General features: G+C 63.1%; 22 protein-coding genes. 15 read left to right on the top strand and 7 right to left on the bottom strand.

Annotated elements, in window-relative coordinates:
* Positions 1 to 43: 43 nt before the first annotated feature.
* The 6 genes from EB235_RS08595 to EB235_RS08570 all read left to right on the top strand — a co-directional run bounded on the left by EB235_RS08595 (position 44) and on the right by EB235_RS08570 (position 6,169).
* A complete protein-coding gene (locus EB235_RS08595; protein WP_027031392.1) occupies positions 44 to 1,282 on the top strand; it encodes an extracellular solute-binding protein in 1,239 nt (412 codons plus the stop codon).
* Between the two features lie 134 nt (positions 1,283 to 1,416).
* Positions 1,417 to 2,301 (top strand): carbohydrate ABC transporter permease, encoded by an 885-nt coding sequence (locus EB235_RS08590; RefSeq protein ID WP_027031393.1) that lies wholly within the window; start codon positions 1,417 to 1,419, stop codon positions 2,299 to 2,301.
* Entirely contained in the window at positions 2,301 to 3,146 is an 846-nt protein-coding gene (locus tag EB235_RS08585) for a carbohydrate ABC transporter permease (RefSeq protein ID WP_027031394.1), read from the top strand. The genes EB235_RS08590 and EB235_RS08585 overlap by 1 nt, the downstream gene beginning before the upstream one ends.
* A complete protein-coding gene (locus tag EB235_RS08580; protein WP_027031395.1) occupies positions 3,143 to 4,165 on the top strand; it encodes an SIS domain-containing protein in 1,023 nt (340 codons plus the stop codon). Before EB235_RS08585 ends, EB235_RS08580 begins: the two co-directional genes overlap by 4 nt.
* Positions 4,165 to 5,103, top strand: coding sequence for a PfkB family carbohydrate kinase (locus EB235_RS08575; protein WP_027031396.1), 939 nt, complete (start codon positions 4,165 to 4,167; stop codon positions 5,101 to 5,103). The genes EB235_RS08580 and EB235_RS08575 overlap by 1 nt, the downstream gene beginning before the upstream one ends.
* Entirely contained in the window at positions 5,090 to 6,169 is a 1,080-nt protein-coding gene (locus EB235_RS08570) for an ABC transporter ATP-binding protein (protein WP_027031397.1), read from the top strand. The genes EB235_RS08575 and EB235_RS08570 overlap by 14 nt, the downstream gene beginning before the upstream one ends.
* Positions 6,170 to 6,176: 7 nt before the next feature.
* Here the strand turns inward: EB235_RS08570 and EB235_RS08565 are convergent, their stop codons facing one another.
* Positions 6,177 to 6,746: a TetR/AcrR family transcriptional regulator gene (locus EB235_RS08565; protein ID WP_027031398.1), complete on the bottom strand. Its 570-nt coding sequence runs from the start codon at positions 6,744 to 6,746 to the stop codon at positions 6,177 to 6,179.
* A 145-nt stretch (positions 6,747 to 6,891) separates the two neighbouring features.
* Between EB235_RS08565 and EB235_RS08560 the strand changes: the two genes are divergently transcribed.
* Positions 6,892 to 8,199 carry an efflux RND transporter periplasmic adaptor subunit gene (locus EB235_RS08560; protein WP_032925592.1) on the top strand — a complete coding sequence of 436 codons (1,308 nt, stop codon included), beginning with the start codon at positions 6,892 to 6,894 and terminating at the stop codon, positions 8,197 to 8,199.
* Complete coding sequence (locus EB235_RS08555; protein ID WP_027031400.1) at positions 8,196 to 11,279, top strand: efflux RND transporter permease subunit; 3,084 nt, start codon at positions 8,196 to 8,198, stop codon at positions 11,277 to 11,279. Before EB235_RS08560 ends, EB235_RS08555 begins: the two co-directional genes overlap by 4 nt.
* Before the next feature lie 143 nt (positions 11,280 to 11,422).
* On the opposite strand, the gene EB235_RS08550 is transcribed toward EB235_RS08555, so the two are convergent.
* On the bottom strand, positions 11,423 to 11,878 hold the full coding sequence (locus EB235_RS08550) for a L,D-transpeptidase (protein ID WP_027031401.1): 456 nt from the start codon (positions 11,876 to 11,878) through the stop codon (positions 11,423 to 11,425).
* Positions 11,879 to 12,221: 343 nt separating this feature from the next.
* Here EB235_RS08550 and EB235_RS08545 point away from each other — a divergent pair, with 343 nt between their 5' ends.
* Both EB235_RS08545 and EB235_RS08540 read left to right on the top strand, forming a co-directional pair.
* The gene (locus EB235_RS08545; RefSeq protein WP_027031402.1) at positions 12,222 to 12,554 is read left to right on the top strand and encodes a hypothetical protein; all 333 of its coding nucleotides are present in this window, start codon (positions 12,222 to 12,224) and stop codon (positions 12,552 to 12,554) included.
* A 70-nt stretch (positions 12,555 to 12,624) separates the two neighbouring features.
* Positions 12,625 to 12,792, top strand: coding sequence for a hypothetical protein (locus EB235_RS08540; RefSeq protein WP_080680838.1), 168 nt, complete (start codon positions 12,625 to 12,627; stop codon positions 12,790 to 12,792).
* 68 nt (positions 12,793 to 12,860) lie between these two features.
* Here EB235_RS08540 and EB235_RS08535 read toward each other — a convergent pair whose 3' ends face one another.
* The gene (locus EB235_RS08535) at positions 12,861 to 13,556 is read right to left on the bottom strand and encodes a response regulator transcription factor (RefSeq protein ID WP_027031403.1); all 696 of its coding nucleotides are present in this window, start codon (positions 13,554 to 13,556) and stop codon (positions 12,861 to 12,863) included.
* A 45-nt stretch (positions 13,557 to 13,601) separates the two neighbouring features.
* Here EB235_RS08535 and EB235_RS08530 point away from each other — a divergent pair, with 45 nt between their 5' ends.
* Complete coding sequence (locus EB235_RS08530; protein ID WP_171878140.1) at positions 13,602 to 14,375, top strand: response regulator; 774 nt, start codon at positions 13,602 to 13,604, stop codon at positions 14,373 to 14,375.
* A 79-nt stretch (positions 14,376 to 14,454) separates the two neighbouring features.
* A complete protein-coding gene (locus tag EB235_RS08525; protein ID WP_027031405.1) occupies positions 14,455 to 16,542 on the top strand; it encodes a PAS domain S-box protein in 2,088 nt (695 codons plus the stop codon).
* Between the two features lie 123 nt (positions 16,543 to 16,665).
* Here the strand turns inward: EB235_RS08525 and EB235_RS08520 are convergent, their stop codons facing one another.
* Positions 16,666 to 17,076, bottom strand: a complete 411-nt coding sequence (locus EB235_RS08520; RefSeq protein ID WP_027031406.1) for a hypothetical protein — start codon at positions 17,074 to 17,076, stop codon at positions 16,666 to 16,668.
* A gap of 499 nt (positions 17,077 to 17,575) precedes the next feature.
* On the opposite strand from EB235_RS08520, the gene EB235_RS08515 reads away from it, so the two are divergent.
* The gene (locus EB235_RS08515; RefSeq protein ID WP_027031407.1) at positions 17,576 to 18,778 is read left to right on the top strand and encodes an aromatic ring-hydroxylating oxygenase subunit alpha; all 1,203 of its coding nucleotides are present in this window, start codon (positions 17,576 to 17,578) and stop codon (positions 18,776 to 18,778) included.
* A 76-nt stretch (positions 18,779 to 18,854) separates the two neighbouring features.
* Here the strand turns inward: EB235_RS08515 and EB235_RS08510 are convergent, their stop codons facing one another.
* Positions 18,855 to 19,472, bottom strand: coding sequence for a TetR/AcrR family transcriptional regulator (locus EB235_RS08510; protein ID WP_027031408.1), 618 nt, complete (start codon positions 19,470 to 19,472; stop codon positions 18,855 to 18,857).
* 114 nt (positions 19,473 to 19,586) lie between these two features.
* Here EB235_RS08510 and EB235_RS08505 point away from each other — a divergent pair, with 114 nt between their 5' ends.
* Together EB235_RS08505 and EB235_RS08500 are read left to right on the top strand one after the other, a co-directional pair.
* Complete coding sequence (locus EB235_RS08505) at positions 19,587 to 20,342, top strand: SDR family oxidoreductase (RefSeq protein WP_027031409.1); 756 nt, start codon at positions 19,587 to 19,589, stop codon at positions 20,340 to 20,342.
* Between the two features lie 74 nt (positions 20,343 to 20,416).
* Positions 20,417 to 21,454, top strand: coding sequence for an aldo/keto reductase (locus EB235_RS08500; protein ID WP_027031410.1), 1,038 nt, complete (start codon positions 20,417 to 20,419; stop codon positions 21,452 to 21,454).
* A 16-nt stretch (positions 21,455 to 21,470) separates the two neighbouring features.
* Here EB235_RS08500 and EB235_RS08495 read toward each other — a convergent pair whose 3' ends face one another.
* Positions 21,471 to 21,845, bottom strand: a complete 375-nt coding sequence (locus tag EB235_RS08495; RefSeq protein WP_032925593.1) for a hypothetical protein — start codon at positions 21,843 to 21,845, stop codon at positions 21,471 to 21,473.
* A complete protein-coding gene (locus tag EB235_RS08490) occupies positions 21,845 to 23,263 on the bottom strand; it encodes an aminotransferase (RefSeq protein WP_027031411.1) in 1,419 nt (472 codons plus the stop codon). The genes EB235_RS08495 and EB235_RS08490 overlap by 1 nt, the downstream gene beginning before the upstream one ends.
* Between the last annotated feature and the right edge of the window lie 267 nt (positions 23,264 to 23,530).

The following is a 23,530-nucleotide window of genomic DNA, read 5'->3' as shown; positions in this document are numbered from 1 at the left end:
TCCGTATCGCCAGCCCGTCAACGCCTGAAATGGGAGAAGTAAAATGCTTAAGACAATCACCAAGACACTGGTCGGCGCGGTCTTCGCAGGAGGACTGCTCGTCCCCCACGCCTTCGCCGAAACGACACTGAACGCGCTATTCATGGCGCAGGCCGCTTATAGCGAGGCGGACGTGCGCGCCATGACGGATGCCTTCACCAAGGCCAACCCGGACGTCAAGGTCAATCTCGAATTCGTCCCCTATGAAGGCCTGCACGACAAGACCGTGCTCGCGCAAGGCTCGGGCGGCGGCTACGACGTCGTGCTGTTCGACGTTATCTGGCCGGCCGAATACGCCACCAACAAGGTGCTGGTCGATGTCACGCCGAAGATCACCGACGACATGAAGAAGGGCGTGCTGCCTGGCGCCTGGACCACGGTCCAGTATGACGGCAAATATTACGGCATGCCCTGGATCCTCGACACCAAATACCTGTTCTACAACAAGGATATCCTGGAAAAGGCCGGCATCAAGACGCCGCCGAAGACCTGGGAAGAGCTCGGCGCACAGGCCAAGATCATCCAGGACAAGGGCCTCTTGAAGACGCCGATCGCCTGGAGCTGGTCGCAGGCCGAAGCCGCGATCTGCGACTACACCACGCTGGTCAGCGCCTATGGCGGCGACTTCCTCAAGGACGGCAAGCCCGATTTCCAGAATGGCGGCGGCCTCTCGGCGCTGAAATACATGGTCGACAGCTACAAGTCCGGCCTCACCAACCCGAATTCCAAGGAGTTCCTGGAAGAGGACGTGCGCAAGGTCTTTGAAAACGGCGACGCCGCCTTCGCGCTGAACTGGACCTACATGTACAACATGGCCAACGATCCGAAGGACTCGAAGGTCGTGGGCAAGGTCGGCGTCGTGCCGGCACCGGGCGTCACCGGCATCAGCGACGTGTCGGCCGTCAACGGCTCGATGGGCCTCGGCGTCACCGCCGTCTCCAAGCATCCGGACGAGGCCTGGAAGTACATCACCTTCATGACCTCGCAGGCGACGCAGAACCAGTATGCCAAGCTGTCGCTGCCGATCTGGGCTTCGTCCTATGACGACCCGGCGGTCACCAAGGGCCAGGAAGAGCTGATCGCCGCCGCCAAGCTTGGCCTTGCCGCCATGTATCCGCGTCCGACCACGCCGAAATACCAGGAGCTGTCGACCGCGCTGCAGCAGGCGATCCAGGAATCGCTGCTTGGCCAGTCTTCACCCGAGGATGCCTTGAACACGGCCGCCAAGAACAGCGGCCTCTGAGCATCTTTCTCCAGTTACGGGCGGCACTACAGCGCCGCCCGTCCATTTGGACGGGCAAAGGACGCTGTAGCGCTTTTTGAGCTTGCCGCCCGTGCTATGTCTGAAATCACCATGAATGAAGAGAGGCTGCTCTGATGTCGAGCACCTGGATGACGACCCGCGCGTGGTTGCTGATGCTGCCGCTGCTCGTGGTCATGGTCGCCGTCATCGGCTGGCCGCTGGTCGATACGGTCAGTCTTTCCTTCACCGACGCCAAGCTGGTCGGCACCGGCGGCGATTTCGTCGGCTTCGCCAACTACACCAACATGCTCTCAAGCTCGAATTTTTCACGTACGCTGGTTACCACGACGCTGTTCGCGGTGATTTCGGTTGCCGCCGAGATGGTGATCGGCGTGCTCGCCGCCTTGCTGCTTAACCAGCAATTCCATGGCCGCGCCGTCCTGCGCGCCCTAATGATCCTGCCCTGGGCGTTGCCGACGGTGGTCAACGCGACGCTGTGGCGGCTGATCTACAATCCCGAATATGGCGCGCTGAACGCTGCCTTGACGCAGTTGCATCTCGTCGACGATTATCGCTCCTGGCTCGGCGAACCCGGCACGGCGCTGGCGGCGCTGATCGTCGCCGACTGCTGGAAGAATTTTCCGCTGGTGGCGCTGATTGCGCTCGCTGCCCTCCAGGCAGTGCCGCGCGACATCACTGCCGCCTCGCTGGTCGATGGTGCGGGAGCCTTCAACCGCTTCCGCTTCGTCATCCTGCCCTATCTTGCCGGCCCGCTGATGGTGGCGCTGGTGCTGCGCACCATTGAGGCCTTCAAGGTCTTCGACATCATCTGGGTGATGACCCGCGGCGGCCCTGCCAACAGCACCCGCTCGCTGTCGATCCTCGTCTACCAGGAGGCTTTCTCCTTCCAGCGCGCCGGCTCCGGCGCATCGCTGGCGCTGATCGTCACCTTGCTGGTCACGGTGCTCGCCGTCGCCTATGCGGCGCTGGTCAGGAAGACCGCCGGGAGCGCCACCTGATGGAACGCCAGAGCCCCGCCTTCACAATCTTCATCTATGCCTGCGCGCTTCTGCTCGCCGCCGTCATCCTGGCGCCGATCGCCTGGCTGTTCATCATGAGCATTTCGCCGGCCGCCGACCTTGCCGCCAAGCCGCTGCGCTGGTGGCCGCAGGCCGCCGATTTCTCTCGCTACCAGACATTGCTGTCGACGGCTGAAAACAGCGCCGGCGCCGCCTTCACCTCGTCGCTGCGCAACAGCCTCGAGATCGCAGGCATGGCAACGTTGGCGGCACTGGCGCTCGCCATCCCCGCCGGCTGGGCGGTCTCGCGCACGCCGGCGATCGGCTGGTCGCTCTCGATGGTCATCGCCACCTATATGCTGCCGCCGGTGGCGCTCGCCGTGCCGCTCTATATGGGTCTTTCTCATCTCGGCCTGCTCAACAATGTCTTCGGCCTGGCCCTGGTCTACCTGACCATCCTGGCGCCCTTCACCACCTGGCTGATGAAATCCGGCTTCGACTCGATCCCACGCGAAATCGAGGCGGCGGCGATGATCGACGGCGCCGGCCTGTTCCAGACCTTGCGCATCATCACGCTGCCGCTGGCGGCACCTGTGATGGCGACGTCGGCGCTGTTTGCCGTGCTGCTCGCCTGGGACGAATTCTTCTATGCGCTGCTGTTCACCTCCGACCAGCGCGCCAAGACCTTGACCGTCGCCATCGCCGATTTGGCCGGCGGTCGTGTTTCCGACTATGGACTGATCGCCACCGCCGGCGTCCTGGCCGCTTTGCCGCCAGTGCTGATCGGCCTGGTCATGCAACGCGCGCTGATTTCCGGCCTGACCAGTGGCGGTGTGAAAGGATGATGATGACTGCAGCAAAATCCCGGCCGGCCGGACTGGTCGCCATCGACCGCGAAATGGAGCGCCAGCATGCGGATGCGCGTGCCTCGTTCGAGAACAACGCTGCCATGGCGGCAAACGTCGCCGCCTCGATCAGGATGACCGGTCGTCTGCTTCTGCTCGGCATGGGCGGCTCGCATGCGGTCGGGCGCGCCGTCGAGCCGCTCTACCGCGCGCTCGGCATCGATGCGCTGGCGCTGCCGCTGTCCGAACAACTCGGCCAGCCACTGCCGCTCGCGAACAAGACTGTGCTCGTCACCTCCCAATCAGGCGAGAGCGCCGAGGTCGTCAGGTGGTTTGCGGAGGCCGGCAGCACTACCGATGTTTTCGGCCTGACGCTCGAAGGCGGTTCTTTCCTCGCGCGCACCGTGCCCTGCCTGGTCGGCGCTGGCGGCACCGAACTGGCCTTCGCCGCCACCCGCAGCCTGACCGTGACCTTCGCCTTGCATCTGGCCATTCTGGCAGCCCTTGGCGAAGACCCGAATGCCGCGCTCGGCGCACTGGATCAGCCACAGGATAACGATATCGCGCAAGCGCTCGCGGCGCTGGATAAGGTCACGAGTATCGTCACCTCCGGCCGCCGGCTGCAAGGCGTCGCCGAGGCCCTGGCGCTCGGCCTCACCGAACTGTCGCGGCTGCCGTGCTTTTCGCTCGAAGGCGGCCAGTTGCGGCATGGGCCGATGGAGATGCTCGGCCCCCACATTGGCGTCATCCTGTTTCGCGGCAACGACCCGACAGCGGAACTGGTGACAGTCATGGCCACCTCCGTGGTCGAGGCCGGCGCACCGCTCATCATCTTCGACGCGTCAGGGCAATCGCCCGTCGCCGGTGCCGTCACGCTATCGTTCAAGCCTGCCTCGGGCCTAGCCGCCATCTTCGCCATGCTGCCGGTCGCGCAGCGCCTGATGATCGCGTTCGCCGACAGCCGCGTCGACAATGCCGGCACGCCTGTGCGCTCGACCAAGATCACCAGGAGCGAGTGATGCGTCCGCTCGCGGTGATCGGCAATGTCAATGTCGACCTGATTGTCGGCCCGGTCGCGCCATGGCCGAAGGCAGGCACGGAAACCGTCGTCGACCATGACGAACTGCGCGTCGGCGGCCAGGCCGGCAACAGCGCGCTCGCATGGCAAGCGCTGGGCGTCGACTTCACCATTGCCGCCAATGTCGGCGACGACCAGTTCGGACACTGGCTTCGCGAGGCTTTTGGCCATCGCGCCGAGACGTGGCCGGTCCGCCCCGAAGGCACGACACTGTCCGTGGGCATGACCCACCCGGACGGCGAACGCACCTTCTTCACCACGCGCGGGCACCTGCCGCGCTTCAGCCTCGCCGACGTCTTGTCGGTTCTCGACGGCAGCGCGCTCTCCGGCGGTTACGCACTGCTGTGCGGTTCTTTCCTGACTGATGATCTCACCCGCGACTATGAGGCCTTCTTCAACTGGGCCGACACCCACCACATTGCCGTCGCGCTCGACACAGGCTGGCCGATCGATGGCTGGACGGAGGCCAATTGCGCCGCAACACGGGCGTGGCTCTCGCGCTGCGCGCTGGCGCTGTTCAACGAGGTTGAGACGGTGACGCTGGCGGGGCTGTCGAGCACCATCGACGCCGCGCGCGAAATCCGCTCCAGCATGCGGCAAGGCGCCACCTTCGTCGTCAAGCGCGGACCGCGAGGCGCCATCGCCATCGGCCCGGACGGCACGCTTGTCGAAGCCGTCGCGCCCGACGTCCGCGTGGTCGACACGATCGGCGCCGGCGACGTCTTCAACGCTGCCTTCCTCGCCGCATTGGCGCAGGAACAGCCGCTGTCCGCTTGCCTTTCCGCCGCGACGCATGTCGCCTCGCGCGCCATTTCCAGCCTGCCCCGCAACTATGGCGGGCCGATGCAGTTCAAGGAATCCATGCATGAGCGCGCTTGAAATCCGCGGCGTCCGCAAGAGCTACGGCAGTGTCGAAACGCTGAAAGGCATCGACATTGCGCTGCAGGACGGCGAGTTCCTGGTGCTGCTCGGCTCGTCGGGTTGCGGAAAATCGACGCTTCTCAACATCATCGCGGGCCTGGCCGAAGCGACAAGCGGCGATGTGCTGATCGGCGGCCGCTCGATCCTTGGCGTCCACCCCAAGAACCGCGACATCGCCATGGTCTTCCAGTCCTACGCGCTCTATCCGAACCTGACCGTGCGCCGCAACATCGGCTTCGGACTGGAGATGCGCGGCGTTGCCGCCGAGGCGCGCGAAAAGGCGGTGAACGAAGCGGCAAGACTGCTGCAGATCGAGGCTCTGCTCGACCGCAAGCCGAGCCAGCTTTCCGGCGGCCAGCGCCAGCGAGTCGCCATCGGCAGGGCGCTGGTGCGCAAGCCGCAGGTCTTCCTCTTCGATGAGCCGCTGTCCAATCTCGACGCCAAGCTGCGCCTGGAGATGCGCACGGAGCTGAAACGGCTGCACCAGATGCTGCAGACGACCGTCGTCTATGTCACTCACGACCAGATCGAAGCCATGACCCTGGCATCGCGCATCGCCGTCATGCGCGACGGCAGGATCGAGCAGCTCGGCACGCCCGAAGAAATCTACAACCATCCAGCCACACTCTATGTCGCGGGCTTCGTCGGCGCGCCGTCGATGAACATGCTGCAGGCGAAAGTCGAGGGCGCGACGCTGGCAATCGAGGGCGCCGACGCGCGGCTGCCCTTGCCCGCCCGCTTCCGCGATATGGTCGGTGACGACGCACGGGTCGTGGTCGGGATAAGGCCCGAAGCGCTCCGTGTGGCAGCCGACGCAACCGTGCCATCGCTGCCCGTGGAGATAGAAGTCGTCGAGCTGACTGGCCCCGAACTGGTCACGACCGCACGGATAGGAGCGCAGCGGCTGACGGCCTGCTTGCCGCCGGGGTCTCGTGTTTCGAAAGGTCAGGCTGGTATCTTCACCTTCAGCGAAGATGCGGTGCGGCTCTTTGACCCTGACACGGGCAAGGCTTTTGCCGGCTGAAAGCCTGTCAGGATCGTTTCCCTTGGGCAGCGGCGGCATTTGGTGATCCGGCGATGTCCAGCAACGACGCCACCAGCAGCTCGCGTTCGTCCTTCGACAGCACATCCGCATCGAACAGGTTCATGCTGCGCAACCCCTCGATTGCGAGATAGCAGACCAGCAGCGATTTGAGGTCTGGTGTCTCGCCCTTCAGCCGTTCGAAAAGCTGCCGCTTGAATGTCTTGATCGGCGTCATGAAATCCGGATCCTCGGCGATGGCCGAAAAGATCCAGGATGCCGATGGTTGCTTTTCCTCGCAGTCCTCGGCCGACAGGCTGATATAGACGGCGAGTGGATTTTTGCCGTTGTCGTTGCTGTTGGCGGATTCAAGCGCCTGCTCGAAATCGCGCAGATAGCCTTCGACCAGCCCCTGCATCAATTTGGCCTTGGTCGGGAAATTGTAGAGCAGCCCGCCCTTCGATACGCCGGCGCGGCTGGCCACCGCTTCGAGCGACAGGCTGCCGGGCCCGGATTCCCGGGCAACATCAGCCGCCGCGGCGAGGATTTTCTCGCGCGAGTTCGGTCGTTGGGCTCTCATGGCGCCTCCCCAAGCAAGCTTAGGCCCAATTGACAAGACCGTCCAGACGGTACAGTAAGATCACCGCTATTTGTAATCGGGACCCGCAGTCGATATGTGTCCCGATGTCCGAGCTTAGCGCCGGATTTCGACTGAGGGGACTTCCTTGTTTAAGCGCATACTCCGTATATTTCTCATCGTCTTGGTGTTGGTCGTGCTCGTCATCGTGGTCGGCGGCATCGTCGGCTTCAACTTCCTGCGCGACAACGGCATCAAGCAGTATTTCGCCACGATGAAGCCACCGGCGGCGACTGTGTCGACGACCATCGTCAAGCCATCGAACTGGACGCCGGGCGTCGAGGCGATCGGTACGGTGCGGGCCGTGCGCGGTGTCGACCTGACGGTCGAGACCGCCGGTATCGTTAAGGAAATCCCCTTCCATGCCAACGAGAAAGTCGCATCCAATGCGGTGCTGTTGCAGCTCGACGACGCCGTCGAGCGCGCCGATCTCGAGGCGCAGAAGGCGCAGGCCGCGCTTGATCAGACATCGCTGACCCGCGCCATCGAATTGACCAAGCGTGGTGTCGGCTCCGACTCGACGCTCGACACCGCGCGGGCCGCGGCGTCCGCTTCGGCGTCCCAGGTCACCAGGCTGCAGGCCGTGCTCGACCAGAAGCAGCTGACGGCGCCGTTCGCCGGCACGGTCGGCATTCCAAAGATCGACCTTGGCCAGTACATCGCACCCGGCACCTCGGTGGTGACGCTGCAGGATCTCGACACGATGCGGGCGGACTTCACGGTTCCCGAACAGGAGCTCCCCCTGCTCAAGATCGGCCAGACGGTTCGGCTCGGGCTTGGTGGCGACGACAAGCCTTTTGCCGGCACCATCCGCGGCATCGACCCCAAGATCGACCCGTCCAGCCGGCTGGTGAACATCAGGGCGGAGGTCGCCAATCCAGAAGGCAAGCTGACCCCCGGTCAGTTCGTGCAGGTGCGTGTCGAACTCCCCGAGGAGCAAAACGTTCTGGTGCTGCCGCAGACGGCCCTGACCACCAGCCTCTATGGCGACTACATCTTCGTGGTGCAGCCGGCGAAGCCTGCCGAGGCGGCCCCGGCCAAGGCGGAAGAAAAGCCTGCCGCGGCGGCCACCGACAAACCTGCAGATACCAAGCCAGCGGATACCAAGCCAGCGGATGCCAAGCCCGCAGATGCCAAGCCGACCGACGCCATGAAGCCCGCGGCTGATGCAGCCAAGCCGGCGGCGGAAGGTGACAAGCCTGCACTAGTTCTGTCGCAGGTCTTCGTCAAGCCCGGCCGCCGCAACCAAGGCATGGTCGAGATCGTCGAAGGTCTGAAGGCTGGCGACGAGGTGGTCACCGCAGGCCAGAACCGCCTCTTCAACGGCATGTCCGTCAACGTCGACAACACCATTGATCCGACCAAATCGGCGAACAAGCAGGCCGACAACCAATGAGCTTTTCCGATCTCTTCATCCGCCGGCCCGTCCTGTCGACGGTTCTTGCCTGCATGATCCTGCTGCTCGGTTTCCAGGGCATCTTCAACCTGTCGATCCGGCAGTATCCGAAGGTTGACGAAACCGCGATCACCATCACCACGGCCTATCCCGGCGCCAGCGCCGACCTGATCCAGGGCTTCATTTCCGCCCCGATCGCGCGCGCCGTCGCCTCGACCGAAAACATCGACTACGTCACCTCGTCCAGCCGCCCTTCCTCCAGCACCGTGACAGTGCAGATGAAGCTCGGCTCCAACCCCGACGTGGCGCTGACCGAAGTGCTGTCCAAGGTCCAGGGCGTGCGCGGCACCTTGCCGGACGCCTCCAAGGACCCGGTCATCGTCAAGGGTACCGGCCAGCAGTTCGCGATGATGTACATCTCGATGCAGAATCCGAACATGACGAAGGAGCAGCTGACCGAGTATATCGAGCGCGTCATCCGGCCGCGCATGTCGACGGTCGAAGGCGTCGCCGATGTGCAGATCTTCGGCGCCCAGCAATATTCGATGCGGGTCTGGATCGATCCGATCCGGCTCGCCGCGCGCGGCGTGACGGCCTCGGAAGTTCTGGCGGCGATCAACAACTCCAACTTCCTGTCGGCGCCCGGCAACACCCAGAACGAATATGTCGTCTCGTCGATCACGGTGCGTTCGACGCTGCAGACGCCGGAAGCCTTCGCCGAATTGCCGCTGCGCTCGACGGACGGCAATGTCGTGCGGCTGCGAGACGTGGCTCGCGTCGAACTCGGCGCTGAGAACACCGACACGAGGGTCTCCTTCAACGGCAAGCCCGGCACCTTCCTCGCCATCTTCCCGACCCCGGCGGCCAACCCGCTGACCACAGCGGCAGCGCTCACCAAGCTCGTGCCGCAGATCCAGGAAACGCTGCCGAAAGGCATGACGATCGAAGTGGTGTACGATGCGACGGGGCAGATCAGCGCCTCGATCGACGAAGTGTTCAAGACCATCGCCGAAGCAGTTGCCATCGTCGTCGTTGTCATCCTTCTGTTCCTCGGCTCGTTCCGCTCGGTGATGATGCCGATCATCACCATCCCGCTATCGCTGATCGGCGTCTGTTTCCTTTTGTTTGCGGTAGGCTATTCGATCAATCTTCTGTCGCTGCTGGCCATGGTGCTGGCGATCGGCCTTGTCGTCGACGACGCCATCGTGGTGGTGGAGAACATTCACCGCCACATGGAAGAAGACCATATGTCGCCGATGCAGGCGGCGTTCAGCGGCATGCGCGAAATCGCCTCGGCCATCGTTGCCATGACCATGACGCTGGCTGCCGTGTTCGCGCCGCTGGCCTTCACTGGCGGCCTGACCGGCGCGCTGTTTCGCGAATTCGCGGTGACGCTCGCCGGCTCGGTCGTGCTGTCGGGCATCATTGCCGTCACCATCACCCCGATGATGTCGGCACGCCTCTTGAAGGCCGGCACGCCCGGCCGTTTCCAGCGCATTGTCGATGGCATTTTCGCGCGGGTCGAACACACCTATGAGCGGGCCGTTACCGGTTCGCTGAACTATCGCCCTCTGACGCTGCTGATCGTGCTGGCGCTTGTCGGCGTGACCGGCTTCATGTTCACCAAGACGTCGAGCGAGCTGGCGCCGGAAGAAGACCAGGGCTTCCTGCTCTCGATCGTGACCGCACCGACCTATGCCACATCGGACTATACCGAAACCTATGTGAACCAGATGCTCGGCCTGGTGAAGGATATTCCCGAAACCCGAGCGCAGTTCTCCGCAGTCGCCTTCGGTGGCGCGACGAACAGTGCCTTCGTCGGCTTTGCCTTCAAGGACTGGGCGGAGCGCAAGCGCAATTCGAAGGAGCTGCAGGCCGACATCACGGCTCGCATCGCCAAGGTGGCCGGCGTCCAGGCCTTCGTCTTCGCTCCACCGACGCTGCCGGGCTCCGGTGGTGGCCTGCCGATCGCCCTTGTGGTCCGATCGACCGGCAATTCCTCGGAAGTGTACGAGGCAGCAGAGCAGATCAAGAACAAGGCGCAGGCCTCCGGCCGCTTCATCGTCGTGCAGAACTCGATGTCTTATGATTCACCGCAGGTGACAGTGACCATCGATCGCGACCGGGCCGCCGCGCTCAATCTGCCGATCGCCGATATCGGTCGGACGCTGACGTTGCTGGTCGGCGGTGCCGAGGTGGCGCAGTTCGACCGCGATTCCAACAGCTACGACATCATCCCGCAGGTGCCGCAGGAATTCCGCGACAATCCCGAAAAGCTCGGCCAGTATTTCGTGCGCAGCGTGACAGGCGAGATGGTGCCGCTGTCGGCTGTGGTGAAGATTTCAAACAATCCGTCGCCGGCGGCGATCGAGCAGTTCAACCAGCTGAATTCGTCGACGATCTCGGCGCTGCCGCTGCCCGGTGTTACCACGGGCGACGGTTTGAAAGTCCTCGAGGACATTGCCAGGGAGAGCCTGCCCGACACCTTCTTCATCGACTATTCCGGACAGTCCCGGCAGGAGAAGGAACAGGGCAACACGATCCTGATCGCTTTCGGCGCCGCCGTCATCGTCATCTATCTGGTTCTGGCTGCGCAGTTTGAAAGCTTCCGCGATCCGCTGATCATCATGATGGCGGTGCCGCTGTCGATCTTCGGCGCCATCGTGCCGCTCAATCTGGGCCTCGGCACACTCAACATCTACACGCAGGTCGGCCTGATCACACTGATCGGCCTGATCACCAAGCACGGCATCCTGTTGGTCGAGTTCGCCAACCAGCAGCGCGAACTCCATGGCATGCGGCGGCGCGACGCCATCATCGCTTCGGCCAAAGTGCGCCTGCGCCCGATCTTGATGACCACGGCGGCGATGGCGCTTGGCGTCGTACCGCTGATCACGTCCAGCGGCGCTGGTGCTGCTGCCCGCTATTCGATGGGCCTGGTCATCTTCACCGGCATCCTGGTCGGCACCATGTTCACGCTCTTCGTCGTGCCCATGTTCTACACCTTCATCGCCAGCAAGGATCTGCCGCATCTGGCGGAAAAGCCGGATCCGAAGCTGATGCCGGCACTGCCGAACTGATAAAAAAGAGGCCGGAAATCTCCGGCCTCTTTTTTTGGCTGCGCTCGATACCGCTGGTTTAAGCAGTGCCCAGTGTCGCGGGACGCTTTCCAGCGGGAGCCTCGAACGGGCACGGGAGTAAACCGTGCCCGTCCCTCAGCCTGCTACTTGACGATGACGATGCTGGTGTTGGCCGGCCCGAAGGTCTCGACGAGCTGGTAGAAATCGGCGGCATTGTCGGGATGCAGCCGTACGCAGCCATGCGAGGCCGGCTGGCCAAGGCGCTTGATGGCATAGGTGGCGTGAACCGCGTAGCCGCCGCTGAAGAACACCGAGTGCGGCATCGGCGCGTTGTCGTACTTCTTCGAATACCACATCTCATGCATGCGCGTCGGCTTGAACGAGCCGGTCGGCGTCACATGCGCCCGGTCGCCGGTCGAAACCTTCCAGGCGAAGGTCGGCCGGCCATCGACCGAGACTTCCATGACCTGCTGCGAAAGCGACACCCGCGCCACGATCTTGTTGGCGGCGTGCGCCGCGTCGGCGCCGAACAGAAGTGCCGTAGCCGTGAGCGCGGCGGCGGTGATGTTGATGAGCCTGGCGGTGATGGTGGTGTTCATGATGTCCCCTCTCTCTGCCGGTCCGGCCGGCTCCAATTCGATGAGCGGCTTATCGGCGCGGCATGTTTCGGCCAGATTTCGCTAAATGCTCGTTTGTGTTTCGAATCTGTTTCCTCTGGTTAACAGCCAAGTGATCACAGTCGTGACACACCGGCACTCGCCAAATGGGGCGAGATGGGGAACATAGGTATTCTCTGCGAAACGAAAGTTCGAATTGCCTTAATATGAAAGATAAGGGGTCAATCTCGAAACCAATCTGCAACGAAGCGCGGCTTTGGGCGGCATGATCCGGATACGAGCCGGACGCAAAAGTTGACGCAACGAAAGCAGACGGCAACGACCAATGGGAACGAAAACGAACACGCGGTCCTGGCTCTTCAGGATCAGCATCGCAGCGGCGGCCATCAGCGGTCTCGGCACAATTGCCGGCGGCCCGGTAGCAAGGCTGGCGGCGATGAGTTCGAGCGAGATTTCAACCCTGCATGTCGCCCTGTTTTCCGCCACGGTCTGGATTGTATCCAGCCTGCGCATCGCCCGGTTGAAGGCCCTCTGGCGGGTTGGCCTTCGGCTGCTGGCATTGCGCGGCCCCTCCGGCAACTTGCTGCCTGGAGGACCGAAGGCCCGCGCCGCGACGGGGGGCTCCGTAAGCGGCGCGGGCACTTCGGGAGTTTCCTGAAGCGACCCGCGACACATCATCTTTGAAGAATTGGCATTTTGACCAATTGGCATTTCTGGGGATTGGAACGATGAAAACGAAATTCGCGGCCTCGGTGCTTTCCGCATTGCTTTACGCGCAGGGCCTGCTTGGCTTTGCCGCCCTTGCCACCGTGCTGCTCAAGAACCGCGCCCAGGCAAACGAACTCGTCATGGCAAGTGACATGCCGTCGGGTCCGTCGCTGCTGGCGGTCCGCTGAGCGTCGGGAGCATCGGTGAATTGGAAAATCCGATGCTCAGCCAGAAAGATAACCCGGATGCGCCGCCGTCAGTCGGCGAATTGGCGCGGCGGATCGAACCGGTAGCCGGTGCCGCGTATGGTGGTGATGGTCTCGGTGTCGAGCTTGCGGCGCAGCCGCACGATGCGCGAATCGATCGAGCGATCGAAGGCATCGGCATTCTCGGCCGGCGCGGCGGCGATGATGTCGTCACGCGTCAGCACCTTGCGCGGGCTGGCCAGGAACAATCTGAGCAGCGCCACCTGACCGGGCGAAAGTTGTTCCTCGGTACCGGAACGATGCATGACGATCGCCGATCTCAAATCGACGGTCGCGTTCTCCAGCACGATCAGTTCCTGGGTGCCCCTGCCGCGCCGCGAAAGCAGGCCGCCGACACGGGCGGCGAGTTCCCGGACATTGAGCGGGCTTTCGACAACGTCGGCCGCACCCAGTTCGAGTGCCAGCACCTTGTCGACGAGATCGGCCGGCCGGCAGATCAGGATGAAATCCGGCCCACCCTCCCCGCCTTGGCCGCCATAACGCCTGAGCAGATCCCGCCCTTCCGCCTGGCTGAGACTGTCGCCAACGACGACGACGTCGATGCCCTTGCCAGCCAGCAGCGATTCCGCCTCCCATGGCTGCCGCGCCTGGCGCACATCATGGCCACGCCGCTCAAGATGGTCGGCAAGCTCGGTTGCGACCATTTCGGCGACGGAAACAAGCGCGATGACGGCTCGTGTGGCCATATTTTCCAACCGTTCCCTGGCAACCGGATATGAGTGCTGGACATCATGTTTATACCCAATCTACTTTCCACTGAAAGTGGCAGCGAGGGCATCGTGCGGGCAAGAATTGTCATTGTCGAGGACGAGCCCGACCTGCGGGACGCGGTTGCCGAATATCTCGGCGCCGCCGGCTATGATGTAGCGACCGCCGAAACCGCGGCCGCCGCACGCAGCCTTATCGAAACTCAAGCCTTCCATCTGGCAATCCTCGATATCGCCATGCCGGGTGAGGACGGACTGTCGCTCGGCCGCTGGCTGCGCTCGAAAATGCCGATCGGCATCATCTACGCGACCGCCGCCGGCACCGCGCTCGACCGCATCGTCGGGCTGGAACTGGGCGCCGATGACTATATCGTCAAGCCCTACGAACTGCGTGAATTGCTGGCCAGGGTCCGCAGCGTGCTGCGCCGCGTCCCGCAGCCGACAGAGCCGCAGGGCAAGAAGCTCGCGACAAACCGGCGCTCCGTCGCCTTCGGCCCCTTCCAGGCCGACCTTGACGGCAGGCTCGTCACCGGCGCCAACGGCACGGTGATCGACATGGCCAAGAGCGAATTCGACGTGCTGGAGGTTTTCCTGACCCGCGCCAACCGGCTGTTGACGCGCGCCGCGATCTCGGAGGCAATCGGCTTCACCGAGGACCCAGAATCGTCGCGCGCCGTCGACATCCGCATCATGCGCCTGAGGAAGAAGATCGAGGCGGATCCGGCCAACCCGAAATTCCTGCGCACGGTGCGCGGCGAAGGCTATATCTTCTCGCTGCCGACCGGCGACGGCAACTGAGCGCCAGGCCCACGAGGCTTCAGCTTCGCAGCCGTTGTTCGCCGATCGAATTGGCATCACTTTGGAATGACGGCTGATAATGACGGGCGAACCAACAAGCACCGAAATGCAAGGTTTCAGGCAAGGCGCGGCGATGGCGGCCGTGCGCGTCGTTCGCCGGCTGCGCGAGGCCGGCGACTGGCAGCGCGAGATGGACGGCATACTGGAAACGCTGTGCCGTGCCATGGAGTGCCAGCGCGGCATCCTGTTTCGCTTGCGCGAACTGCCCGGCCAGGGTTTTGCCCAGTCGGTCGCCGCCTACTGGATTGATCCCGACTTTGGCGGCGAGCTCGCGTCTCCAACCGTCATCATGCAGTCGATCGTCAATTCGGACCCGCTGCTGGAGCGCGTGGCCGAGGACGAACGGCAGGGCAAGATCTTCGCCGGGCATACGCGCGACCTAGAAGGGTTCCTGAGAACCGATTTCGAAAAGCAGAACATCAAGTCGTTCCTGTCGGTATCGGTCTTCGCGCACGGCCATCTGTGGGGCACGCTCGCCGTCAATGATTGCGTCGAGGAGCGTGAATGGACCGATGAGGAAGAGGCGACGCTGCACATCATCGCGCTCGCCATTGGCGACGCCATCGAACACTCGCCCTCCGACGCCCATGCCAGCGAAGTCATCCGCCGCACCATGCTGCAGGCCTCGCTCGACGCCATCATCGTCATCGACGAGGCCGGATCAATCATCGAATTCAATCCGGCAGCCGAGAAGATGTTCGGCTTCCTGCGCAGCGACATCCTCGGCAAGGACCTGCTCGACACCGTCGTGCCCGAATACTACCGCAAGGGCTATTCCTCCGGCGCCGACTACATGTCCGGTCGCGGCGCGCCAATGGTCGGCCAGCGGATCGAGACGGTGACGCAGAATGCCGCCGGCGAGGTGTTTCCGATCGAGCTGACGGCGACCGAGATGCGCGTCGCCGACCGTCGCCTGATCTTCGGCTCGATCCGCGACCTGCGCGACAGGCTACGCGCCGAGGAAGAGATCAACCGCCAGCGCGAAAAACTGCACCAGAACGAGAAGATGGCGGCGATGGGCTCGCTGCTTGCAGGTGTCTCGCACGAGCTCAACAACCCGCTCGCGGTGGTGGTCGCGCAATCGACGCTGCTGCATGAATTCGCCACCGATCCGCAGACCAAGGTGCGTGCCGAGAAGGTGCGCGCCGCCGCCGAGCGTTGCGGACGCATCGTCAAGAGCTTCCTGTCGATGGTCCGCCTCCATCCGGCAGCGCAGGCCGAGACCGATCTCAACCAGGTGATCCGCGCGGCACTCGAGGTGACCGCCTATGGCGCACGCTCGAGCGGCATCATCATCGATACCGATTTCGCGCCGGGTCCGCTGCTGGCCATGGCCGACGCCGACCACGTGACACAGGTGGCCGCCAACTTTTTGATCAACAGCCAGCACGCCTTGGCCGGTGTTGCGGGCGACCGGTTGATCAAGGTGCGGACGTTCCGCAGCGAGTTGGGCAAACCCGGTTTTTCGGTCGAGGACAATGGGCCAGGCATTCCCGAAGCGATCCGCAACCGCATCTTCGAATCCTACTTTACCACCAAGCCGGTCGGCGTCGGCACCGGCATCGGCCTGTCGATCTCGAAATCAATTATCGAACGGCACAATGGCAATGTCTGGTTCGAGGAAGTGCTGCCGAAAGGCGCGCGTTTCGTCGTCCAGCTGCCGGCCATCTCGGCGGGCATTGCTGCCGCCGGCGAGAACCAGCCACGCTCGAGCGGCCTGCGCCACGCCCTGATCATCGATGATGAGCCTGATGTCGCGGGCTCCTTATCCGACATTCTCGAACTGATGGGCATCAAATCGCGGATCGCGCCCATCTGGGAATCGGGCGCCGCCACCCTGGGCGGTCACATGCCCCCGGACATCGTTTTTTCGGATCTGCGCATGCCCGGCATATCAGGCATTGCCATCTATCGCGAGCTGCTGGTCGAAAGGCCCGATCTCGCGCGGCGTTTCGTGCTGGTCACCGGCGACCTGATTGGCGCCAAAGCGGAAATCGAAGCCTTGCCGGCGCCGCAGCGGCCGCAGATCCTGGAGAAACCGTTCAGCACGCTGGATGTACGCAGCGTGCTTTCAACCATCGCCGAGCAGGCCGCGTTGAAAGGATAAAAAAGAGGCTCCCGGCCGACTTTGCGGACAGGAGCCGAATGGAGCGCTGGAGGAAGCGCTCGGGGAGGTCAGGGCGTGGTCCCGAGCTGGGAACCGGTTTCGGGGTCACGCTTCGACGGAAATCTAGAAAATGTTTGGCGTGTTGGTCAGCGGCGCGGCATTGGCGATCATGCGGATCGCGCGCGCCTTGTGCGTGCCGGACTGCTCGGCGATGGCGCGCAGGCAATCCACGCTCTCGGCACCCCAATTCTGTCCCTTGCAGGCGAAATAGGTCTCCGGCACCGGCAGGCGCGCGGTCTTGATTGTAGTCGGCGCGCCGTCGACGACGTTGGCCGGCGGGTTCAACGAAGCGAAGGCCGGCCCGACTGTCGGCGTGAGCGCCATGCCGATGAAGGCGCAAGCAGCCAGCGCCATGAACATGGCCATGGGGTGGTCGCTGGCGCGTTGGCGGAGCGCCAGTTTCGGGCGGCGGTCAGCGCGCGCCGGAGCCTGAAGCCGACGCTCGCCGCTGATGGTCTCGACTTTCGCATGCATTGCCTTCCCCTTCGCTGAGTTTCTTTTTGGTGATGAAACGAACTTAATCGCGCTTTGTAACGGCACAACCATGGTGCCAGCCTGGCAATGTAACCAAATTGAAACAGCGATTTCGGGCAGAACCGGGCAGAATCGGTCATTTCTGCCTGCATCTTGCCAAAGGCAAACGGATCGCAGGCCGAATCCCGCAAGCCAACCCCAGCCCAAGCGCCTGCCGAACAGCAGTCGTACCGGCGAGCGGCGAGCGCTTTGCGTCCCTGTAAGGGCACCTTGCTCTTCAGCCCCCCACGCTTTGCAGAATCGCGCTGAAATGGTCTTTCGGAACTGGAGCTAACACCCGGATTCTCCGTGATTTTCCTGGCTTGCGGCTACATCGAATTGAGCCGAGGGCGGCGTACGAGCTTCGCGTCAGAATCTTTCTGATTTTCACAAGCCATTGCATTTCAATGCAAAATATGATTTTATTGAATGATTATTCAACAAAAAGAAGAGACGTTTTATGAACCCGCACCTCCGTGACGTGGCGATCCCCAACGATTGGGACCGGCGGGGACTACCGGGCTGGAGTTACCATTCCGATGCCCTTCTGGAACTCGAGAAGGAGCACGTCTTTCGCAATCACTGGCAGATCGTCGGACATGTTTCGGACCTGCCGGACGCCGGTGACTATCTGACCATGGATGTGGTCGGCGAGCGTGCCCTGATCGTGCGTGGCAAGGACGGCGTCGTGCGCGGCTTCAACAATATGTGCCGCCACCGCGGCAGCCGCGTCGTTGCCGACAGCCAGGGCAATTGCAAGAACGCGCTGGTATGCCCGTTCCATGGCTGGGTCTACAATCTCGACGGCACGCTGCGCGGCGCGGCGCGCCCGCGCTCGTTCCCCGATCTCGACAAGACCGACTTCGGCTTGATGCCGCTCGACCTCGAAATCTGGATGGGTTTCATCTTCATCCGTTTTCGCAATGGTGGACCGCAACCTTCAGTCGCTGAGCTTCTGAAGCCCATTGAAACCGAACTCGCGCATTACAACGCAGCCGACATGGTGCCATCCTGGGGCATCTGGACCCAGAAGACCCCGGTCAACTGGAAGTCCGTGCGCGACGTCGACAATGAAGGCTATCACGTCGCCATGGCGCACCCCGCGCTGCAGGATCTCTACGGCGCCACCTATTTCGACGAGCCCTTCATCAATGGCGTGTCGCGCTCCTTCGCCACCTACAACCCGCATGCTGGCCGCCGCTGGAGCGTCAAGAACTATGTCAAGATCGCGCCCGAGCCGGCACATCTGCCGGACCACCTAAAGAAGGCCTGGGTCTATTATGGCATCTTCCCCAACGCGGTCATTTCGGTGATGCCGGAATCGGTGCAGTTCTATCAAGAGTTCCCGCTGTCGACGGGCGAGACCCTTTTGCGCGGCGCCATCTATCGCTACCGTGACGAAAGCCGTGAACAGGCGGCCGCTCGCTATCTGTCGTTCCGCATCGACCGTGACACCATGTCGGAGGATGTGCAGCTTTCGGTATGGTCGAACGAGTCCATGCTGTCCGAGGCTTTCGAGGGTTTCTACCTCTCCGATCTGGAATATGGCGTGCGCACCCACCACGACCATCTGCGCAAGATGCTGCCGGTGCTGGACCTGGAGACCGCGCCCGAGGAGAAGGACATGTGGAATTTGAACGACGCGCTCAGGTCGCGGTCATAAGGGACGGGGCACCGGACCAGGCGCGGGCCGGGATCGCACACTTCAAACCAGGTCGGGCAATACTGATGCCGCGTCGCTACGACGACTGCGCGCCGTGGCGCAGCCCGTCAACGAGGAGCGCGACCATGCGCTCAGCGCGGCCGCTTCCGGCATTGTGGGCCGACATGCACAGGCTCGCTACCGCGCCTAGAAGCTCCTCGGCATCGACATCGGAACGGATTTCGCCGGCGGTGGTCGCGGCCTCCAGCAGCGTGCGCAAGGCAGGCCGGAGCCGTTGGTCGAAATAGCCCGGCAAATTGTCGAACACCGGATCTCCTGAGTGCAGCGCCTTGGCCAGCCCACGCTTGGCGGCAATGAAGGCGGCGTATCGCTGCATCCAGGCCGCCAGCGCCTCAAAGGGCGCGTACGTGGCCGACAGGATGGGGGCTGCCTCAGCGCAGGCGTCGATCTCGCGGCGGAAGACGGCGGCAACCAGGTCGGAGCGCTGCGGAAAGTGCCGGTAGACGGTGCCGACGCCGACGCCCGCCTTGTCCGCAATCTCGCGCACCGGCGCGTCCACGCCGGAGCTTGCGAACACCGCCATCGCCGTCTGCAGCAACGTATCGAGGTTGCGCTGGGCGTCGGCGCGCACGCGCCGCTCGGTGTCGCCACGCGGCTTCAAGCCATCATCTGAATCGTCTGTTCTATCGTTCACGGCGAACCTACTTGCTAAACGGAACAATGTTCCGTATAAAACGGAATACTGTTCCGATTATCTGAATAACACAGCAGGCTGGCGTTGGCCACATCAACGCAAAAGGAGATCACCATGCAGGACAAACCCGTCGCCCTGGTTACCGGGGCCAATCAAGGGATTGGTCTTCAGATCGCGAAGGACCTGGTCACACACGGCTTCACCGTGCTGGTCGGGTCGCGCAATTTCAAGAAAGGTGAGGCAGCCGCCGAGAAGATCGGGCAGGATGCCCGTGCGCTTCAACTCGATGTGACGGACCAGGCTTCGATAGGCGCTGCCGCGGAGCGCATCCGCAATGAACTGGGCCGCCTCGACGTGCTCGTCAACAACGCGGCTATCTCGAATACCCGACTGCGGCCCGGCATGTCCGTCGAGGAGTACTCTCAGTCGACCCGCCCGAGCAACGTGTCCCTCGACGAGGTGCGCGCGGTGTTCGAGACCAATGTGTTCGGGGTGCTTGCCGTTACCCAGGCGATGCTGCCGCTGCTGCGCGAGGCGCCGGCAGCCCGCATCGTCAACGTGTCGAGCGGGGTTGGCTCGCTGACGCGGAACTCGGACCCTGCCTTTCCCTACCGCCAAATCTTCGGCCCGGTCTACCCTGCGTCCAAGACCGCTCTCAACGCCATGACGCTGGCCATGGCGATCGAGCTGGAGCCGACCGGGATCAAGGTCAACGCCGTCTCGCCCGGCTTCACCAAGACCAACCTCAACAACTATGCGGGCACCGAGACCGTCGAGGAGGGCGCCCGCGAAGTGGTGCGCGTTGCGCTGCTCGGCCCGGAGGGACCGACGGGAGCGTTCTCAGGCACGAATGGCCCTATCCCGTGGTGAGGCAGTCCGGAGCGCATGAAATCCGCCACAACAGCCGACGCTGACGACGGATCAAGGAAAAAAAGGAATAGATCATGCAGTACCGCACACTTGGAAAAACCGGCATCAAGGTCAGCCCCTATTGCCTGGGGGCGATGATGTTCGGCGCCGCGGGCAATCCCGACCATGATGAGTCGATTCGCATCATCCATAGGGCGCTCGACGCGGGCATCAATTTCATCGACACCGCCGATGCGTATAGCCGGGGCGAATCCGAGGAGATCGTCGGCAAGGCTCTGAAGGGCCGGCGCGACAACATTGTGCTGGCCACCAAGGCACACCTACCGATGAGCGACGATCCGAACCACCAGGGCAATTCGCGGCGCTGGCTGACCCGCGAGCTGGAGGCTTCGTTGCGCCGCCTGCAGACCGACCACGTCGATCTCTATATGGTTCACCGGCCGTCACCCGATACCGACATCGAGGAAACCCTTTCGGCCCTGACCGACCTGATGCGGGCGGGCAAGGTGCGCGCGATCGGGTCTTCGACATTCCCTGCCTCGGAGATCGTGCAAGCGCAGTGGGTTTCAGAACAGCGCGGGCTGGCGCGCTTCCGCGCCGAACAGCCACCATACTCGATCCTGAACCGCGGCATCGAACGTGAAGTGCTACCTGTCTGCCAGCGCCACGGAATGGGCGCGATGGTGTGGAGCCCGCTGGCGATGGGCATGCTTACCGGCCGCTACCGCAAGGGCCAGCAGCAACCCGACAGCGGGCGCGCCAGGCGGTTCCCCAGGCAGATGTCCGACGAACGCAGGCTGGACGCGATCGAACAGCTCATTCCGCTAGCGGAGGAAGCCGGCCTGTCGCTGACACACATGGCGATGGCCTTCGCCACGGCTCACCCTGGCGTGACGTCGGCGATCATCGGTCCGCGCAAGATGGAACATCTCGACGATGTGCTCGCCGGCGCCGAAGTCGTTCTGACGGACGCCGTTCTCGACCGGATCGACGGGATCGTGCCGCCCGGCACCGATGTCGGGCCGATCGATGCGGCCTACAACCCGCCGGCGGTCCTGAAGCCGGAACTGCGCCGCCGACCCACCGCCGAACGTGCCGCTGCAGGCTCTTAGACGGATACGACCAGCGTCAGGGTTTTGTTCGGCGGGCAAAATGTTCATAGGTGATTTGCCAGGGATCGCCCTCGGACGATCTTTCCTCGCCGATCCAATGGAAGCTGTCGGCCGTGATCTCCGTGAAACGCCATCGCGCTTTCAGACCGCGCGAGTCATTGCCGAGCTGGACGATGTCCGCGCCCTCGGCCCGTCCGATCTGGTGTGAATGATCCCGGTTGAGCGGGTCGTTCCAGAGGATGTGCCAGCCATCGATTCCAGGATCGAAGACGCGCAAGGTCGTGCCATACATGGTGGACGGCGCTGGGCGCCTGGGCCTGATCCAGATGTCCTGAATCGCGCGGCCTTCGAGCACCTTCTCCCAGTGAAACGGGGAGAAGGAAAAAGCCATCAACCCCGCCACACGCCCTCTTTCCTGAGATCGTCCATGGTCCGCGAAATGCCTTCGCGTAAAATGCCGACCATGTCGTCGATCTGCTCGCGCGTGATGATCAGCGGTGGCGACATCACGCACATGTTGATCAGCGGCCGCACCAGCAGGCCGAGTTCGTGGCAATGCGCGTCGATGCGTTTTCCGACATCCTTGTCGAGCTGCAGCGGATCCTTGCTTTCGCGGTCGGCAACGCATTCGACGCAGCCCATCAGCCCGACGCCGCGCACCTCGCCGACCAGCGGCAGTTCTTCCAGCGTCTTCAACTGCGCCTGGAAATAGGGCGCGACGTCCTGCGTGTGCGCCAGCACGCTTCCTTCCAGCAGATCGAGGTTTTTCAGCGCCACGGCGCAGCCGACGGGGTGGCTGGTGTAGGTCAGGCCATGGCCGAACATGGCGTCCGGATGGTTCGAGCGGCGCAACTCCTGCAGCAGCCGTTCCGAGATGATGACGCCGCCAAGCGGGAAATAGCCTGAGGTGACGCCCTTGGCGAAGGTGATCATGTCGGGGTCGATGCCGAACACGTCGCCCGAGGCGAAGACATGGCCAAGCCGGCCGAAGCCCGTCACCACTTCGTCGGAAACATAGAGGATGTCGTTGTCGCGGCAAATCTCGCGGATGCGCTTCAGATAGCCGTCGGGCGGAATGACGACGCCGCCCGAGGCCTGCACCGGTTCGCCGACGAAAGCGCCGATCTTGTCGGCGCCGACGCGGGCGACCGTGTCGCGGAACTGGTCGACGAGGAAATCGGTGAAGGCGGCAAGGCTCATGCCTTGCGGACGGCGGAACGGATCGGGCGAGGACAGCTTGATCACCAACTCGTCGGCGCCGTCCATCCAGTCGCGGTCGCGTGGGCGGCCGTTCAGCGAGGCCGACAGATAGGTCGAGCCGTGATAGGCGCCGCCGCGCGACAGGATCAGCTTCTTTTCCGGCCGGCCGCGCACATTGTTGTAGAACTGCATGAAGCGCAGTGCCGTCTCGACGGCGGAAGAGCCGCCGGTGGTGTAGAAGACATGGCTGAGATCGCCCGGCGCATGATCGGCGATGCGCTTGGCAAGTTCCGCCGACGGCGCGTTCATCGTGTACCAGGGCGTGTTGTAGGACAGCGCCATCGCCTGGTCGTACATCACCTTGGCCAGTTCCTCGCGGCGGTGGCCGACATTGACGCACCACATGCCGGCGGGCCCATCGATCAGGCGCTTGCCGGTGTTGTCGGTGATGTAGATGCCGTCGCCCTCGCCGATCAGCGCGCGCGCTTCAGCACCGACCGAACCGGCATAGGGCCAGGGCTGGATGAGATGGCGCTTGCCCAGTTCAATGGCATCGTCGCCCCCGGAAGGAGCCATTTCCGTCGCCTTGAGATCTCTGACAGCAGCCATTGTCGCCTCCATACCATACCATCGAATTTTTCGCGGACATGAAACTCAGCATCAAAGGCCGGAAACGACGGCTTTCTTCACATCATTTTGAATGTCCGTTCAATCAATATTGCAGAAATAGCGCTTGATTTCAATCGTTGGATGCGGGCATGATCAAAGAAAGCCGGCAAGGGGAACAACAGCCGGCGCCAGCACAAATGGGATGCCGCATGGCGGAACAGTCCAGGCCAGCAACCGAGATCACACCCGGAGCCATGCCCCCCGGAG

Source organism: Mesorhizobium loti R88b, from assembly GCF_013170845.1.
In the GTDB taxonomy this organism is placed as follows: domain Bacteria; phylum Pseudomonadota; class Alphaproteobacteria; order Rhizobiales; family Rhizobiaceae; genus Mesorhizobium; species Mesorhizobium loti_B.
This window is presented reverse-complemented; position numbering and strand designations above follow the sequence as displayed.